Source organism: Bacillus sp. MSP13, from assembly GCF_000815295.1.
GTDB classification, from domain to species: domain Bacteria; phylum Bacillota; class Bacilli; order Bacillales; family Bacillaceae; genus Bacillus; species Bacillus vallismortis.
Window position 1 is genome coordinate 345048 of record NZ_JXAQ01000013.1, and the last position, 18382, is coordinate 363429.

Annotated in this window: 14 protein-coding genes and 5 tRNA genes; 4 read left to right on the top strand and 15 right to left on the bottom strand. The window is 43.4% G+C overall.

The annotated features are described in order from the left end of the window. Positions 1 to 7: 7 nt before the first annotated feature. From SC79_RS16625 to SC79_RS16695, 15 genes are all read right to left on the bottom strand, one after another. Complete coding sequence (locus SC79_RS16625; RefSeq protein ID WP_039076040.1) at positions 8 to 2623, bottom strand: DUF2309 domain-containing protein; 2616 nt, start codon at positions 2621 to 2623, stop codon at positions 8 to 10. Between the two features lie 14 nt (positions 2624 to 2637). After that, positions 2638 to 4146, bottom strand: a complete 1509-nt coding sequence (locus tag SC79_RS16630; RefSeq protein WP_039076005.1) for an NADH dehydrogenase subunit 5 — start codon at positions 4144 to 4146, stop codon at positions 2638 to 2640. Positions 4147 to 4919: 773 nt separating this feature from the next. Then, positions 4920 to 5690, bottom strand: a complete 771-nt coding sequence (locus tag SC79_RS16635; RefSeq protein WP_039076006.1) for an SDR family NAD(P)-dependent oxidoreductase — start codon at positions 5688 to 5690, stop codon at positions 4920 to 4922. Between the two features lie 197 nt (positions 5691 to 5887). Further along, on the bottom strand, positions 5888 to 7033 hold the full coding sequence (locus tag SC79_RS16640) for an NADH:flavin oxidoreductase (protein WP_039076007.1): 1146 nt from the start codon (positions 7031 to 7033) through the stop codon (positions 5888 to 5890). Positions 7034 to 7482: 449 nt separating this feature from the next. After that, a complete protein-coding gene (gene glmS / locus SC79_RS16645) occupies positions 7483 to 9285 on the bottom strand; it encodes a glutamine--fructose-6-phosphate transaminase (isomerizing) (RefSeq protein WP_039076008.1) in 1803 nt (600 codons plus the stop codon). 432 nt (positions 9286 to 9717) lie between these two features. After that, positions 9718 to 11064, bottom strand: coding sequence for a phosphoglucosamine mutase (gene glmM / locus SC79_RS16650; protein WP_039076009.1), 1347 nt, complete (start codon positions 11062 to 11064; stop codon positions 9718 to 9720). 18 nt (positions 11065 to 11082) lie between these two features. Further along, positions 11083 to 12528: a CdaA regulatory protein CdaR gene (gene cdaR / locus SC79_RS16655; RefSeq protein ID WP_039076010.1), complete on the bottom strand. Its 1446-nt coding sequence runs from the start codon at positions 12526 to 12528 to the stop codon at positions 11083 to 11085. Then, positions 12521 to 13342, bottom strand: coding sequence for a diadenylate cyclase CdaA (gene cdaA, locus SC79_RS16660; protein WP_010331474.1), 822 nt, complete (start codon positions 13340 to 13342; stop codon positions 12521 to 12523). The genes cdaR and cdaA overlap by 8 nt, the downstream gene beginning before the upstream one ends. 160 nt (positions 13343 to 13502) lie before the next feature. Next, the gene (gene rsiW / locus SC79_RS16665; RefSeq protein ID WP_039076011.1) at positions 13503 to 14129 is read right to left on the bottom strand and encodes an anti-sigma-W factor RsiW; all 627 of its coding nucleotides are present in this window, start codon (positions 14127 to 14129) and stop codon (positions 13503 to 13505) included. 13 nt (positions 14130 to 14142) lie between these two features. Further along, on the bottom strand, positions 14143 to 14706 hold the full coding sequence (gene sigW / locus SC79_RS16670; RefSeq protein ID WP_010331476.1) for an RNA polymerase sigma factor SigW: 564 nt from the start codon (positions 14704 to 14706) through the stop codon (positions 14143 to 14145). Between the two features lie 228 nt (positions 14707 to 14934). Continuing rightward, positions 14935 to 15006, bottom strand: a tRNA-Gln gene (locus tag SC79_RS16675). A 4-nt stretch (positions 15007 to 15010) separates the two neighbouring features. Then, positions 15011 to 15095 (bottom strand) — tRNA-Tyr (locus tag SC79_RS16680). 22 nt (positions 15096 to 15117) lie between these two features. Further along, positions 15118 to 15190: transfer RNA gene (locus SC79_RS16685), tRNA-Thr, on the bottom strand. 4 nt (positions 15191 to 15194) lie between these two features. Continuing rightward, positions 15195 to 15270 (bottom strand) — tRNA-Val (locus tag SC79_RS16690). Between the two features lie 3 nt (positions 15271 to 15273). After that, positions 15274 to 15348, bottom strand: a tRNA-Glu gene (locus SC79_RS16695). Positions 15349 to 15529: 181 nt separating this feature from the next. Between SC79_RS16695 and SC79_RS16700 the strand changes: the two genes are divergently transcribed. From SC79_RS16700 to SC79_RS16715, 4 genes are all read left to right on the top strand, one after another. Then, complete coding sequence (locus SC79_RS16700) at positions 15530 to 15985, top strand: DUF523 domain-containing protein (RefSeq protein WP_039076012.1); 456 nt, start codon at positions 15530 to 15532, stop codon at positions 15983 to 15985. Positions 15986 to 15997: 12 nt separating this feature from the next. Then, on the top strand, positions 15998 to 16480 hold the full coding sequence (locus SC79_RS16705) for a GNAT family N-acetyltransferase (RefSeq protein ID WP_039076013.1): 483 nt from the start codon (positions 15998 to 16000) through the stop codon (positions 16478 to 16480). A gap of 107 nt (positions 16481 to 16587) precedes the next feature. Further along, on the top strand, positions 16588 to 17505 hold the full coding sequence (murQ, locus tag SC79_RS16710; protein WP_039076014.1) for an N-acetylmuramic acid 6-phosphate etherase: 918 nt from the start codon (positions 16588 to 16590) through the stop codon (positions 17503 to 17505). Positions 17506 to 17518: 13 nt separating this feature from the next. After that, positions 17519 to 18370, top strand: a complete 852-nt coding sequence (locus SC79_RS16715; protein ID WP_010331479.1) for a MurR/RpiR family transcriptional regulator — start codon at positions 17519 to 17521, stop codon at positions 18368 to 18370. The last annotated feature ends 12 nt before the right edge of the window (positions 18371 to 18382 follow it).

Here is an 18382-nt window from a genome sequence, read left to right on the forward strand (position 1 = left end):
ATAATAGTTACCAGTTTTCCCAATGTCCTTCTGGATCAACACTAGCCAGTCGAACCCATCCATTTTGAACTTTTTGCAGAAATACTGAATCATTGTTTAATAATCGTTCTACATGTTCTCTAGGTGCTTGAATGACAATCAGCAAACGAAGAGGAGAATGATAAACCTCATGATCTGATTGCATAACGGATTGCCAAGGCAGTCCGGCTAACAAGTCACTTGCATTCCCCTGCATAACGCCAAGACCTGCAGTAACGGTTTGAGTGGCTTTATTTCCGCTGCCATAATAATGAGGTGCGACCGTTGATGCGTAATATTGTAAATTAATCCATTGGGCCACAGTTCCAGGCCCTGCAATAATATTTGCTAGGAGTTCACCGCTTTCATCCTGCTTCCAATCATAATTATGAAGAAAAGCTCTTCCTTCCAAATCACAATCCTGGGTGAGTTCACGTTGGCCGATAATAAAAGAGGCATTACGAGCCAGTCCCCATTCCGGACGTATCTCACTCCAATCCTCCGCAAATCGGTGTGCCTCAGCCTTCGGATTTTTAAGTTTCGATTGGACATTCGGCAACTGGGCCAGACGCTCTGCGTTTACATGATGTCTCACTTTTGGCATAACAGCTTCGATACGTTCAAATGCTTCTTGTGCTGCTTCGGAAAGCTCTGGCACATAAAGCCAATGTAATTCATCCACCGTTGTATGATGTTCAGCAGCGGCAAAAACCGTATCTTCAGGGATGATCATTCCTTCAGTTGCAAGAGCTTCTCTTACCTCAGGAAGATTACATAAAGCAGCTAAAACTCGCGCATTGAATCCACCGGCCGCTCCACCGCAGGCACCACAATCAAGAGCCGCGGAATAAGGGTTATTCGTACTTTGACTGCCATGCCCGCAAATCACGACTAATGGCGCGAAATTCTCTTTTAACCCCATCATTTTTAGTGCTTGTCGAGCATAGCTCACTTTTTCCTCTTCAGTAAAACCTACAGGTATGTCTGCCACTGTATCGTACCCATGATGAAGCGAGAGTGTTGTTTCGGGTTTGCGCATCCAAGTCTCCCGAAGATGACGAATGAAACGATCTGCCCTTCTTGGCACAAAGCTGCGCGCTACCATTTGCAGACTAAGCCAAGGCCCGCTTAGCTCAGGCAGAAGTAAGCTCGTCAGTACATTCTGTTTCATCTTTTTAAATGTATGGCTTACGGAATGAACTGCCTGCTTGCGTTGATTGTATTTTTCGAGTATATCTTCATCTGCGAACTCTTTTATTTGATGTTGCGGTTTTAGGATGACCGGCAAGGAGGCATGACTGTGTTTGCTGCCAAGTTCACAAGTTGCAATCGGCATCCCGAAGAAACCAGCCATACCAATCGTTTCAAACGGACCTTCTTTTTCAAGGTGGCGCCGAAAAGGTTCTGATCGGACATCGATGCAAAATGCTAATTGAGCCAATGCAGATTTTTTATCCTTGATTTCACGTTGCTTCGAGATGATCTTCTGACTTAATCGATCTGTGTGTGTGTGTTCCCAAGCTTCTAGCCAAAGTTTCTTGCGAAGTTTCTCATCAAAACGATGGGCAAATGATACATATTTGTTTTGTACTGTGTCCGACATCTGAGACCATTCCTCTAATGTAAGGCCTCCCCAATGAATCCAAGCTGCTAAAAGGGGAGCAATCGACATTGGTTTCTTCTCAGATCGTTGATGAGCCAAAGGCAAATATGGCTGTATAAGGGCCCACTCCATGGATATTCGAACCGCTAAATATTCTGTTAGGAGTGCATGTTCTTGGCTCGATTGTTGGGAGCGCCAAAGCATCATCCCCGCCCACCCAGGCATGGAAAGCAAATGGCCTTCAAGATAAGTCTGGATGTCTGCTTCCGGAACTTCTAGTGCAAATAACGCTTCCCGCAAAGCCAAATGTGCCTCTTGCGGCCAACCTTTTAACCTTTCACGCTGCTTTTTACTAAGTGCTGGATCATATTGAATGAGATGCTGCCAAGCACGATAGAAACCTTCCTCACGATTAGGCATTGTCCAACCGGCTTGAGAATCATCGAGATATAATTTACACCATTTAATGACATGATGATCTAGTATATTGAGTAACCTTTCACCTTTTTGATTCTCTATATCTGAACTGATTGGCTGCATAAAAACATTCTCGATACGATCCACTTCACTACAGGTATGTTCCAATTCCTTCAGCTTGTCTGATGATAAAAGATCGGATGGCAGCGGGTCTAATGTTAATCCAGCTCGACAAAATCGTTCTGCCACGTCCCGCGGGATGTTAAAGGATTGTGAATCAAGCCAACGCTGCAGCCCCATTTCCACAAAATCTTCATCAATCTCACCTTTATTCTTTGCTGAACGGATCATAGATGCACTTGGGTATATATCAACATCGCGAGTATTTTTCAACCACCTTGCAATCTGATCAAAAGATTGGTTTTCTAGACCCATCCAAGGATTACGTGCAGCAAAGGTAGAAATAGGCCAAAGCGGCGCAATCACTCGGCTGGCAGATTCAATGAAAACGCGAATATCTTTTTCTTGAACATCAAGATCGATTTGTTTTACATTTTCTTTCGTTAATACGGATGTAATGCCCATCATTGATGACCTCCTTATGATAAATATTGTTTAAGGTAGTCTGGATGACTCTCTACTGTCTTTGGTTTTGCTTCACCTAATCGTACTAACCAAAGGTAGACAACTGCGGAGAAAACTGAAGAACGATGACGGGCAATCCACGTACCCAAAACACTGCCGAATAGTAAGAGAGATACGACAATGATGACAGCTGACATTGGAGGCTGAACACTTTGAAAAGCCATTGTATGCAACCACTCATAGAAAAGATGATGAATGATAAAATATACGAGAGCTGCTCCTCCTAAACATGTTAAACCTACAATTCGGCCAAGTCTCCCCTCTCCAAAAGCCACGAGCTGAGTCCAAGAAACAGACAATGACCACCCTAAGATTAGCGCACTAATGAACCGATATCCCTCACCAGGAGCCGTGAGCCAAAAAGAAACACCTATAACTAAGGATAAAATCCAGCCAGCTATGATCCATAGATAGGATGTTCCTTCATGAGCACGACTTGATATTTTATGAGACCGTACTGCTGAACCAGCTTGTAAAAACAACGTAGCTTTGAATAAACCATGTAAAATAAGATGAATAATGGCTGCGATATAGGCGCCTAATGCACACTGAATGAGCATAAACCCCATTTGGCCAATCGTGGACCCTACTAACTGGCGTTTATAGTCAACCTGGACCAAACTAATACCAGTTCCAATCAACACAGAGATGCCAGCAATCAAAAGTAAAATAATCGAAGCTATACCTCCATTAAATAGAGGTGAAAATCGGGCTAGTATAATCCCGCCTGCATTGACTAAACCAGCGTGCATAATCGCAGAAACAGGGGTTGGAGCAACAATAGACTCAATTAACCATCTTTGGAATGGCCATTGAGCCGCAGGAATGATCACTGCTAATACAATCAATAATTGAATACCTGTTCTCTCCCATACCCCCAGTTGAGCTAAGCTATCATGTGTTAAAACCAATGATAACTGCCATTGGCCTGTAACTTGAAAAAGCCAGATCATCGCGACAAACAACGATAACCAACTTAACAAAAATAATCGGCCAGAAACCTTGGCCGCTTCACCAGCCACTTGCCAAGCACTGTTTAACCGTATAAGCAAGGTTAAACCGACCAGAGTTGCTCCCCAACATATAATCATCAAGCGAAGATCACCACTTAACCATGCCATGGAAGCAGCACCTGTCGTGAAAGTGAAAAGCGGAAAATATTTTCGATAAGATCGATCCCCCATTAAGTAACGTACAGAAAAACGCTGAATGATTAGACCAATTGCCAAAACAAAGAAAGCCATTAACCAAGCTAACGAATCTAAGTGCCAAGGGCCAAGAGTTCCCCCCACACTGCGATTGGCAAGAATCACTAGGGAAACCAACAGCGGCAAAGCCAAGATACCAATATGAATGCGAACAAAACTCAAAGGTACGCGTGGATGTAAAAACACTAGTCCACTTATCCCAGAAGCAATAAGCATAATAAAAAATAATGTTAACAATGATGACGAAACAAACATTTCTAACTTCTCCCTTTTTAAATGTCGATATTGTTCAAAAGACCTTTATATCAGATCATATTTTTCTATCATGTATTACAACTTTTATTATTCTCTATTTTTTCCCAATAAAAAAACCGACAACTTCAAGATTCAATGATGATGTTAGTCATTGAATCTTGAAAATTGTCGGCTTCACTTCAACTAACTTCATCCGAAGTTTTTTGAAGAGCTACCTTATTATTGGTCATTTTCTATATGCTATGTTTTCATTTCCTCTAAAGGAATTATCGTTACGATTTTAATGCAGTTCGTTGATTATAGATTAAATCGATTAATGTTATTCTTCCCTTTTTATATTAGAATACTTTTTCATCCCGTCAAGATTAAAAGTTAATATTAAAAGAATGCTAAAGACCTAATGATCCAAAAGGGCAAAAATAAACATCTATACCGATTAATTTAGTTATGTATAAGATATGATAAATTTGAAACATTGTCAACACAAACTCATACTCTAATTAATTGATGATTAGAACAGGAAAGAAGGTTTACATCCTCTTTCCCTTTGGAATGATATCCTGAGTTTTTAACTAAAACTTGTCTTGATTTTTTTAGAAACCCAAGAAAAAATATATACATAACCGACCGGTCAAATATATGTATACAGTTCCTGCTTATAGCCTTTTGATACACAATCATTTCGATAACAGCTAGCCCAACCGATAGATAGAATCCTCGTTTATAAGCATTCATTTCGCTATAATAAAAACACACCTAGCCATTCTTTAGCGTTAGAACGCGTAATTAGTTACTCCCCCGTCAATAAAAAGATTTTGACCAGTAATATAACCTGCATGATCAGAACAAAACATGACAACAGGAGCAATAACTTCTTCTAATTGACCAAGGCGTTTCATCGGTGTCCTGCTTTCTAATAGACTGCGGAATTCCTCGTTTTCTAACGCTTTTGCATTTAATGATGTTTTAAAAAACCAAGGGCTTATCGCATTAACCGTAATTCCTTGAGTTGCCCACTCATTTGCCATTTGGCGAGTTAATTGAACGACACCTGCTTTGCTTGGTCCGTATGGTGTTCCCGATGATAACGTCAATGTAGATGCCACTGAGGCTACATTTATGACTCTTCCTGAATTTTGTTTCATCATATATCTTCCAACGGCTTTGGACATCAAGAAAACTGACTTAAAGTTAACGTCCATGACTTTATCCCAGTTTTCTTCTGATAAATCAAAAGTTGTTTCACGGACACTAATCCCGGCATTATTAACTAAAATATCAAGATGTCCAAAATACTCATACGCCGTGCTCACGGTATCATTCACAGCCTCTGCATCAGTAACATCACAAACCAATGCTAGTGTTTTACGACCTGTGTTTTTAGATATTTCATTTGCCGCATTATTCACTTCTTCTTCTGTTCGAGCAACTAGGACAACATCTGCTCCAGCGTTAGCCAAACCTTCAGCAAGTGTTCTTCCAATACCTCTCCCAGCTCCTGTAATGATGGCTGCTTTGCCACTTAAATCAAACATTTCGTTCATCTTATTCTTTTCCCCCTTATTTATTTTTCTTTTTATGCACCTTCAGTCATTCAATACCCATTAACTCAGAAATTAAAGAATCTCGACTGATTATCTGTCCAAACCGCAAAGGCTCTTTCATTTAAAATCGCCTGATTTTCATCATATCTTGTTCGAAGCGGAACGGAAGGATATTGAATAAAGCCGATGTCTATAGTTTATTCGAATCCTTCTGTTTCAAATTCTTTAATTTTAGCATTCGGGCTTAATACTTTCTCAGGCTGGAACTCTGCTAAATGCTCCCCGTTTTTCACTTTTTCTACCCAGTCATGGTTCGCAAGAGCACCTTTACCTAAAGTAATTACATCCGCCTCCCCTTTTTCAATAATTTCTCTAGCCTTGGCTGGATCCTCAAGGTGACCATTGGCAATTACGGGCAAGTTACTATATGTTTTTGCTAAACGTGCCATTGAGGACCCACCATCACCAAAAGCTGAGTCGGTTGCAGTTGTCCCTTCCCCTTCCGGAAATGCTGGTTGCCATGCTTCATATTCCGTGACATGGATAAAATCGAGACCAGCTTGGCCTAACTGACCAAAGATTATTTCAGCATCCTTATCTTTACCCTGCCATTTGTGTGTGTAGTCATTCACTTTCCCTTGTGAAATTCGGATCCCAACGGTGAAATCCTGTCCAACAGCTTCCCGAACAGCTTTTGACACTTCCACCAATAAACGCACACGATTTTCGGCAGAACCGCCATATTCATCTGTACGATGATTGGTGTAATCTGTTAGGAATTGATCTAATAAATAACCATTCGCCCCATGAATTTCAACCCCATCAAAACCAGCTGTTTTGGCTTTTTTAGCCGCATTGACAAACCCCTTGATCACTTCTGTTATGTCTTCTTTTGTCACTTCTCTTGGTATCGAGAATGGCCCTTTACCTCCATAAAACTCCATCTGTTCTCCTTTTGGCTGAACAGAAGAAGGCGCAATCGTTTCATTTACAAAACGATTTCCTTGTGACAGTGCCCCTGCGTGCATGAGCTGCGCAAATATGCTAGCTCCAGCTCGGTGAACGGAATCCACCACTTTCTTCCATGCTTTTACTTGTTCTTCGTAGACAATACCAGGCTGATTCAAATATCCTTGACTATACTGATCATCCGGATAAATTCCCTCTGTAATAATCAGCCCAAACCCTCCATGGGCAAATGATGTATAATATGAAACCATTTGTTCGGTTGCATACCCATCCGGCGTGGCGCTCGTCCGTGTCATTGGGGCTACGCCTACCCGATTGTCTATTGATGTACTACCTAGAGTCACTTTTTCAAACAACAAGTCTTTATTACTCATAAGTCAAACTCCTTCTTCGTTAAATCATTTAGTATCGGTCAATAACGCAAGTTAGCCTCCCATTACTATTCGTTGTTTTTGTTTATTTGATTCATCTTTTAAGAATGTTCTAGCGTTTCTTCTGTATTCGTATCGATAAAATGTCTAAAATAGCAGCGGTTTTTGTTTTTTTATTGTTTGTATCTTGCTTAAACTTGGTAGGTCGACCTTAATTACTTTAGGGGAATGTAGACTCCGACAAATTTACAGAGAGGGAGGAGAAATGCCAATGGATCCATTTACTGTACATTCATAGCTTCTTCGTTTTCCGTATTGTTATATAAATTTCTTCAAAGGAACCATCTTTTTAGCGATGGAAAAGTAGCTATACAATTAAGTAAAAGCTCAAAACAGTTCACTCTAGCAGAAAAAACCCCTTTGGGCTTATAACCAAAGGGGTTAAACATTTATTACTCCACAGTAACACTCTTCGCAAGGTTACGAGGCTTATCAACATCACAGCCGCGATGCAGTGCAGCATAGTAAGCGATCAGCTGCAATGGAACAACAGAAACCAACGGAGCAAGCGCTGGGTTTACTTCCGGCAGTACGAATCTGTCATCCGCATCGTCTAGGCCTTTCAGTGAGATGATGCATGTGTTTGCTCCGCGAGCGGCAACTTCTTTGACGTTTCCGCGGATGCTTAGGTTTACGTGCTCTTGTGTTGCCAGTGCAATTACTGGTGTACCTTGCTCGATCAAGGCAATCGTCCCGTGCTTCAGCTCTCCGCCGGCAAAGCCTTCTGCCTGGATGTAAGAAATCTCTTTCAGCTTCAGTGAGCCTTCAACACATACGAAGTAGTCAAGGCCGCGTCCAATGAAGAAAGCGTTTCTGGATACAGTCAGGTATTCACGGGCGATCATTTCCATTTCGTCTTTCTGGTCGCAAAGGGCTTCCATTGCATTCGCCGCGATACCGAGTTCTTGAACGAGGTCAAATCCGATATCAATGCCGTTTTTCTCAGCAGCTACAGATGCCAGAACCGCAAGAACTGCGATTTGTGCAGTGTATGCTTTCGTTGACGCAACAGCGATTTCAGGGCCCGCATGAAGCAGCAATGTGTAATCAGCTTCACGAGAAAGCGTTGATCCCGGTACGTTTGTGATTGTCAGCGCTTTGTGCCCGAGCGCTTTGACTTGGACAAGAACCGCGCGGCTGTCTGCTGTTTCTCCGCTTTGAGAAAGGAAAATAAAGAGCGGTTTCTTAGACAGAAGCGGCATGTTGTAAGAGAATTCACTCGCTACATGCACTTCAACCGGCACGTTTGCCCACATTTCAATATATTGTTTACCGACAAGTCCTGCATGGTAGCTTGTTCCGCAGCCAATGATATAGATGCGGTCCGCTTCCGCTACAGCGGCAGCGATATCGCCAGGCACTGACAGTTTGCCGTTTTCATCTTGGTACGTTTGGATGATTTTGCGCATGACAACAGGCTGCTCATCCGTTTCTTTCAACATGTAGTGAGGGTACGTGCCTTTTTCGATATCACTAGCATCCAGCTCAGCGATATAAGAAGCACGTGTAATGACGTCACCATCAAGATTCTTGATGACAACTTGATCATCAGTGACGATGACCATTTCTTTATCCATCAGCTCTACGTATTCATTGGTTACTTGAAGCATCGCCATCGCATCAGATGCTACAACGTTGAATGTATCTCCAAGACCGACTAATAGAGGGCTTTTGTTTTTCGCTACAAAAATCGTTTCTCTGTTTTCGTTGTCGAATAAAGCAATTGCATAAGAGCCTTTTAACAGTGTAAGTGTTTTGCGGAACGCTTCTTCTGTTTCAAGTCCTCCGTTTACAAATTGCTCGATTACTTGAACAACTACCTCTGTATCGGTGTCACTTTTGAGCTCAACATCTTGCAAATACTCTTGTTTCAGCTGACCATAGTTCTCGATCACGCCGTTATGAACAAGTGTAAAGCGGCCCAGTGCGCTTTGATGCGGGTGAGCGTTCAGATAGCTTGGTTCGCCGTGAGTTGCCCAGCGAGTATGGCCAATTCCAGCTTTCGCTTCTGCATTGGCATCCACAACTTCACGAAGATCAGCAATGCGTCCTTTTTCTTTGAACACATGGACTCCCTGTTCGTTGGCAACAGCGATACCCGCAGAGTCGTATCCGCGGTACTCAAGCTTTTCTAACCCTTTCAACAAAATTTCCTTCGCATCAAGCTGACCGATATAACCTACGATTCCACACATATTTTTCTTCCTCCTAAGATTGTAAAAGGAGACGAAGAAAGTCAAATTTCAAGGGGACTTTCAATCGTCCCCTCCTACATGTTTTTGGAAGATCATGTAATTTCTCTTTGTTCAAGGAGTCACCCCCTTGGTTTGAAGAAATCCTTACGGCTGTGATCTGCATAGTCAGCCGGGAGGCATCCGCCGAAAATTCGATAACCTCCATCCTCGTCAACTAAGCCTTTTTTTCGGGCGCTTAGTCCGGGCGCTATCATTATAAGTGAAGCAATTATCCCATCTTTTCTTTCTCAGAGAAAATAAAAACAAGACAAGCTTGATTTTACAGCATGTGCCATGAACGGTCAATTGTTTTTTAAACAACTTTCCCACATGTCTCACAATTATCATATGTAAACCTCGCTTGTCTTGTTCGCTCTCTGATGATAGACTTCGTTACTCCAATCCCATTTCTGACCGCACAACTTCAGAAATGCGATTAACATACTCATCGCACAGCTCCTTCGTCTTCGCTTCAGCCATAACGCGCACGAGCGGTTCAGTGCCTGAAGGGCGCACCAAAATCCGGCCGTCTCCATTCATTTCTTTTTCAACTTCAGAAATAACAGCTTTTACTTTATCGTTTTCTTCGACTTTATATTTATCAGTTACTCTTACATTGACTAACAGCTGCGGGAACTTCTGCATTTCAGCCGCAAGCTCTGACAGCGGCTTGCCTGTCGCCTTCAATGTGTTCATCAGCATAATAGCTGACAATAATCCGTCCCCTGTCGTGTTGTAATCAAGGAAAATCAGATGTCCTGACTGCTCTCCGCCGACATTATAGCCGTCATTTTTCATCGCTTCCACTACATAGCGGTCACCGACAGCTGTCTGTACGCTTTTGATGCCTTCTTGTTCAAGCGCCTTATAAAAACCAAGGTTGCTCATCACAGTTGAAACGACTGTATCATCCTTTAAACGGCCCTCTGATTTCAAGTATTTTGAGCATATGTACATGATTTGGTCGCCGTCAACGATATTTCCTTTTTCATCGACAGCGATCAGGCGGTCACCATCACCGTCAAATGCAAGACCAAGATCGGCGTTTTTCTCTTTGACAAACGCGCTGAGCGCTTCTGGATGTGTCGATCCGACGCCGTCATTAATATTTAATCCGTTCGGAGATGTTCCCATAGTTGAAACATCTGCATCTAAATCAGCAAACAGGTGTGTCGCCAAGGACGATGTTGCGCCATGGGCACAGTCAAGCGCCACATGAATGCCTGTGAAATCTTCATCAGCTGTCTGCTTTAAGAATTGCAGATATTTTTGGCCGCCTTCAAAATAGTCATTTACAAGCCCTAGATCAGCTCCAACTGGTCTTGGCAGCTTATCCTCCGGTTCGTCCATCAGGCCTTCAATTTCATTCTCCTGTTCATCAGAAAGCTTAAATCCGTCTCCCCCAAAGAACTTGATGCCGTTATCCTGTACTGGGTTATGAGAAGCAGAAATCATGACGCCTGCCTCTGCATCCATCGCTTTTGTTAAATAGGATACACCCGGTGTAGAGATGACTCCCAGACGCATGACTTCTGCGCCAATAGATAAAAGTCCGGCGACAAGGGCCCCCTCCAGCATATGGCCGGAGATCCGTGTATCGCGGCCTATCAGTACTTTTGGACGTTGTTTATCTTTTGTCAGCACATACCCGCCGAAACGCCCGACTTTAAAGGCCAGCTCAGGTGTAAGCTCACTATTGGCGACACCTCTTACACCATCTGTTCCAAAATACTTGCCCATTTTATAATCGCTCCTTTTTTATTCTGATGAGGATTGTGAATCCGCAGCGGATTCGTCCTCATCCTGATCTTGGTTTTGGTCTTTATTTACGTCTTGTTTTTGATCATTGCTGTTTTTATTACTGTTCGTTGTATCTTCTTGCTGATTATGATCATTCGTTTGTTTATCTGTGCCATCCTGGTTCCCTGATGTATTGCTGTTGTCATGAGTTGATGTATTGCTTTTTTTAGACGTCAGCTTGATTTTGGCGCTTTTTCGCCCCAAGGACCAGGTTACATTCTGAGGCCCGTTTACTTCAAGCTTCACGCTATGCTCCCCGTCATCTAAATCTGAAACATTCACATACAATTCTATATCTGATTTTTTCAGTTTTTTTATATTGCCGGGAGAACCTTTAGCCGTCACGTCTATGGCTTGCGATTCAGGATCAAGAAATTCAATGGTTTGCGAGCTGTTCAGCCCTACAGTCTTAATAGGGACATTTTCAAAATTCTGATCCGCTTCACTATCAACCTCGATATGCAACGTCACCTTTGACGGCGAGATTTTTTTGACGCCGTCGGGAAGCGGAATATCTGCCTCGATATCTGAATCCTTGTTGATTTTGCTTAAATCTAAGCTGACGCCGTCAATAAATTCAAGAGAATCCAACACATCCTGCGAGCCGTAAACCGTTACCTCACTGGGGCTGGATTCTATATTCGCTATGCTGACACCGTCAGGAAGGCTTCCTGTCCGTTCAATTTTAAAGGGCACTTTTTTACTTGGGCTTGTCACCGGAACGGTAATCTTGATGACCGAGGGCTCCACATCCACTGGAAGCGCGTTACCATCTTTGTCATAGACAGTCACTTTCGCTTCCTTTTCAATCGTTTCATCAGCTTTTTCCAGATTCACCGAAGCTTTCACAAGAGAAATATGATCAATCACATCTTTAGATCCGGTGATCCGTACATTTTTCGGGCTGACAATCGGCTGCTCCGGAGAATAGCCTTTTTTCATCTTGCTTTTATTATAATACTCCACTTCTACAGGAAAGCTTTTGGTCGTTCGTTCTTGAATTGTAACTGTCGTAACCGATGGATTAATCGAAATTGTGAGTCCATCCGACACGTTTTTGGCCTTAAGCTCGACCTTATGTGTGCCGGTTTTCAAGTCCTCCATGTCGGCATATATTTCAAAGTTCTTTGTCTGTCTGGCCTTTTTCACGGCGCTTGTTGAACCTTTTATCGTGACATTCACTGTTTGCGGAACACCTGTCACGACGTAGTTTTCATCATCGTAATACGCTTTGACCGGAATGTCGGTCAGTGTTGCCTCATCAATCGTTGATGTCGGAAAGAAAGATTCACCTGGTTTTTTCGGAGTCGGTGCTTGATTGCTGTTAACCGCCACATAAAGCAAGAGCGCGAAAAGCAGAGCAATGATTTTTACAGCCCAGCGGTTGTTTAAGAATTTATCCATTTTTCTTGCCCCTCCAATACCAGCGGTTAGAAGAAGTGTCTCTGGTGTTTTTCTTAAACTCGGCTTCAAGCATTTCTTTCAGCGCTTCTTCAGTCAGCTCTCTGTGAAGGTCGCCGTTCTTTGCCACACTGACGCCGCCGGTCTCTTCCGACACAATAATCGTCAAACTGTCTGTCACTTCACTGATGCCCACAGCCGCTCTATGGCGCGTGCCCAGTTCTTTTGAAATAAACGGGCTTTCAGAAAGCGGCAGATAACAGGCGGCCGCGGCAATTTCATTATTCTTCATAATCACCGCACCGTCATGAAGCGGAGTGTTCGGAATAAAAATATTGATCAGCAGCTCGGAGCTGACTTTGGCATTCAATGGGATGCCGGTCTCTATATAATCGCCCATTCCAGTGTCCCGCTCAATGGTCAGCAGGGCTCCTATACGGCGTTTCGCCATATAATTGATCGCCTTTGTGATGGCCTCAATCGTTTTCTGTTGCGCTTCCTCCACAGGCGTGCCGCTCCTTGAGAAAAAGCGGCCGCGGCCAAGCTGCTCAAGCGCTCTTCTCAGCTCAGGCTGAAAAATAATAATAATTGCTAAAAATCCCCATGTTATCGCTTGGTCCATCAGCCATTGAAGCGTGCCGAGGCCCAAATATTGGCTTGCCATACGAACAAGCACGATCACGACAATTCCTTTTAACAGCTGAACCGCTTTCGTACCGCGTATGACCATAATAAGCTTATATATCACATACCAAACAAGGAGAATATCAACGGCATTGCCGAGGTACTGCAAAAAAGGGATATCCTCAAAAGCCATTTCCTCGTCCTCCAAGATTTCAGTCATTTCGTATTTTGTGTTTAACGTGTTACGCATATGTACTTAACATAGCGAGCCCATTATACCACATTTCGATTTGGCAAGTGAAATGCGCCAGCACTTTCACCCCGTAAAAAAAGAGCAAAGCGGCTGACTCGCTTTACTCTTTGTCATTCGGTTGTAATGCATTGAGTACACTTTTCCCCGTGGACTTCAATTTGTACCATGTCCAGTCGAATAATTGATTGATTTCATCAACCTGACCAGTGACTTGTCCAGCAGAGGCCATATACTTTTCGCCATTTACAACGGTTACATCCCCGTCTATTTTGCCTTTAATAATGAGCTTGCCGTTTTTGACAGTCACATCACCTTTGACCGTCTCACCTTCAGGCACGATTACAGTATGATTCTGCACCACAAGATTCGGCTGCTTGGACACGCTGAAGTTGTGGTCATTATGCCAGCTGTTTAAAAACCCCCCGCCCATCAAAATGATGAATACCGCAGCAGCTACGATAACAGGATGGGTTCTGAACCATCTTTTCACAGAAGCTCTTTTCTTCTCCTTAGGCAATTTCGCCATGACATTAGCGGTAAAATCCGCAGGGGCTTCGACATGCGATGTGCTCCGCACGAGCGCTATAGATTTTTCCATCTCATAAAAATGCTTTCTGCATTTCTCGCATGTCTCCAGATGTTCATTTAATACGCGTTCATCTTTCGGAAGGATATCTCCATCAAGATGCATATGCATAAGCTGCACAATTTGTTCAGGACAGCTCATTTCATCACCCCACTTAAAGATCCCTTAATTGTTTTCGAAGAGCCTCTCTCCCTCTGTGAATCCGCGTTTTCACAGTCCCCACAGGAATGTTCAGAATCTCGCCGATTTCAATTAATGAGAGTTCGTCAATATACTTTAATACGATTACTGTTCTGTATTTGTCAGGAAGCTTTAAAATTTTCTGTTGAATCGTGTTTGATAGCTCCAGCGACACTATTGCATCTTCTGGCAAAACTCCGTCTGCGGCGATTTGTGAATACATGGTCAAGCCTTCCGTACCAGCCACCTCTGCATCGAGGTAATAATCCGGCTTCTTTTTGCGAATGCGGTCAATCGTCAAATTGGTCGCAATTCGATAAAGCCAAGTTGAAAATTTCCGGTTCGTATCAAAACTGTCGATATTAACGTACGCCCTGATGAAAGCCTCCTGTGCAATATCCTCCGCCTCATGCACATTGCCGAGCATACGGTAGCAAAGCTGATAAATTTTATCCTTGTAAATATCAACGATGTCCGCAAATGCATTTTGGTCGCCTTTTTTGACTTGCTTAATTCTCTTTTTAATCATCATTTCCATATTTATCTAACCTCTGCCTTCACCGGTCTGTATGTATACGAGCTTCGTTTGAAAAGGTTTCAATTTTTTATAAAATAAGTTTAACAAATTTTTGGCAGGGTGTAGATGGTAATTCGCCAATAAACTACCTTAACATATGATTAAAATTATTATACAGACTGAACAGTTAGAAGTTGGAATAATCTTCACAAAAGAAAAAAGACACCTTTTGGTCAAAGGTGTCTGTGACTGGGCTAGCTGGATTCGAACCAACGCATGACGGAGTCAAAGTCCGTTGCCTTACCGCTTGGCTATAGCCCAATAATGGTGGAGGGGGGCAGATTCGAACTGCCGAACCCTGAGGGAGCGGATTTACAGTCCGCCGCGTTTAGCCACTTCGCTACCCCTCCACATAAAATTTTGAAAAAACAGTGCCGGCAAGAGGACTTGAACCCCCAACCTACTGATTACAAGTCAGTTGCTCTACCAATTGAGCTACACCGGCAAGATGGTGGAGGATGACGGGCTCGAACCGCCGACCCTCTGCTTGTAAGGCAGATGCTCTCCCAGCTGAGCTAATCCTCCAAATGGTGACCCGTACGGGATTCGAACCCGTGTTACCGCCGTGAAAGGGCGGTGTCTTAACCGCTTGACCAACGGGCCGTTTGTGTTCTCGTCGAGCTGACAAAAGTTATTATATACAGGTTGACCCCCATTTGTAAAGAGAAAAAATGAATTTTTTATTTTCAAACTTTTTAACCCCTTTTTTAAGTGAAAAAGCCTACCAACATTAGTCATTTATTTTATGATAGAAATAAGCGAATCCGAGGGAGGAGTAACCAAAATGATTCTAGTCAGTTCTTGTCTTGGCGGCATTGAATGCAGATACAACGGCTCTCACGCCGCATCAGAGAAAATCAGAAAACTAGTCGATGAAAAGAAAGCAGTCATGGCTTGCCCTGAGCTTCTCGGCGGCTTCTGCACGCCCCGTGAGCCTGCAGAAATCATCGGAGGCACTGGCGATGATGTACTCAATGGAACCGCGAAAATCGTGACGGCTTCAGGAGAAGATGTAACAGCATTATATATGAAAGGTGCCGCTAAAACATTAGCTTACGCAACAGAAATCAATGCTTCTGCCGTCATATTAAAAGAAAACAGTCCGTCATGCGGAAGCAATTTTATTTATAATGGCACATTCTCTGGCAAAAAAATCGCCGGCAGGGGAGTGACCGCCGCACTATTAAAACAAGCAGGCTACCGTGTCATTTCAGAAAATCAGCTAGACGACATATTGTAAGGAGGCCGCTACATGACTCTAGACATATCTTTATCATTCTATAAACCTGAACATTTGCAGGAACTTCAATCATTCACGTTAAACAACGATGACAAACGCTTTACCTCTCTTCCCAAAGAGGTGCTGACTCAGACCTTAGGCGTAAAAGACCGATATCCGGTTGTCATTCTAAAAAACGATCTGCCGGTCGGCTTTTTCATTCTATATACATCAAAAGAAACGCTTGCTCCCTATACTAACAATCCATTTGCTTTACTGCTCAGTTCCCTGTCTGTAAACGCAGCACATCATGGAAAAGGCTATGCAAAAAAAGCAATGCTTCAGCTACCCTCGTTTGTGAGCGGTTATTTTCCATGGTGTGATGAAATCATTTTGGCCGTCAATTACCTAAACACACGCGCAAAACACCTTTACATGAAAAGCGGATTCCTGGATAAAGGACGGAGAAGAATCGGGCCGCTAGGAGAACAGCTGATTCTTCATTATTTCTTATAGTCTCAGATGAAATAAAATTTCAAAAATAAAAAACAGAGTTGAAATACAATGACAGAAATGAATATACTGAATATTGAGATACTTATATTGAAACAGGGGGCATCCTCATGTCAGAACCATTAAACCTTCACCGTCTCACAACGGAATCACGCAATAGCCAAACAGCTGACATCCATAAAGCAAACACACTCGGCATCCTCAAAATGATCAACAACGAAGATTTAAAAGTCGCCGCCGCCGTTCAGCAGGTTCTCCCCAAAATCAAAACAGCTGTAGACTGCGCCTGCGACTCGTTTCAAAATGGGGGCCGGCTCATATATACAGGCGCCGGCACAAGCGGCAGACTCGGTGTCATGGATGCTGTTGAATGTCCTCCCACCTTTAGCGTAAGCCCAGATCAGGTCATTGGAATCATGGCTGGAGGCCCCGAAGCATTTTTGCAGGCAGCAGAGGGCATTGAAGACAGTGAAGAAGCAGGAGCCGAAGATTTAAAAAATATACAGCTTACATCAAACGATACTGTCATTGCCATCGCAGCAAGCGGCCGCACACCTTATGCCGCAGGCGCCCTCACATACGCCCGTAAAGTCGGAGCACACACCATCGCCCTTACCAGTAATGAAAATTCCGCCATCAGCAAGGAAGCTGATCACAGCATTGAGGTTGTCGTCGGACCTGAGGCTATAACCGGATCAACACGTATGAAAGCCGCATCTGCTCATAAAATGATTCTAAACATGATATCAACCGCTGTCATGGTCAAAATCGGCAAGGTTTACGAAAACTTGATGGTAGACGTCAACGTCAGCAACAAAAAACTTAAAGAACGCGCCATCAGCATCATCCAAAGCCTTACAAACGCTTCATACGATACAGCCAGACAAACTCTGGAACAAGCCGATCATCACGTCAAAACGGCAATCGTCATGCTCAAAACAAGCACAGATCAGGAGCAAGCTAAAACATTGGTTGATGAAGCAAACGGTTTTATAGACAAAGCTATCGAAAATTACCATTCAGGATAAGGAGAGACCGAGCATGGCAACAGGCGGTATAGCGATCATCCAATCAATGAAGCACAAGCTCCCTCCATCGGAGCGTAAACTTGCGGATTACATCCTAACTCATCCCCACAAAGCTATCGAAAGCACTGTCAGCGAAATCAGCGTCTTAGCCAATTCAAGTGACGCTGCCGTCATCAGGCTCTGCAAATCACTCGGACTAAAGGGCTTTCAAGATTTAAAAATGAGAGTGGCAGGCGATCTGGCAAAGCCTGCTACACAAGGCTACCGAGACATTTCGCCCCATGAACCGCTGTCCTCCATTTCTGAAAAAGCGGCCGGCAATGCCATTCAGGCCATTCAGGATACTTCAGACCTGATGGACTACAAAAAGCTGGAACAAGCGGTGTCTCTGCTTCTCAAAGCTCATACCGTGCATTTTATCGGCCTCGGGGCTTCTGGCATTGTCGCCAAGGACGCCCAGCAAAAGTGGCTTCGCATTCATAAACAAGCAACCGCGTTCACAGACACTCACCTTGTGGCATCATTAATCGCAAATGCAGATAAGGATGATATTGCATTCGCCATTTCGTTTTCAGGAGAAACACAGGAAATCATTGAATTACTCACGATGGCTAAGAAAAAAGGCATCAAAACGATTAGCCTCACACAATTCAGTCAGACGTCCGTCTCCGCGCTGGCTGATGTCCCATTGCACACAGCATATTCCAACGAAGCCCTGATTCGAAGTGCAGCCACTTCCTCCCGCCTCGCCCAGCTTTTTATGATTGATGTTTTGTTTTTAGGCATGGCGGCTGAGCGGTACGAAGAAACAACCGGCTATATCGATAAAACAAGAGCAGCCATACAATCTTTGAGAAAAAAATAAGGCAGCTAGAAG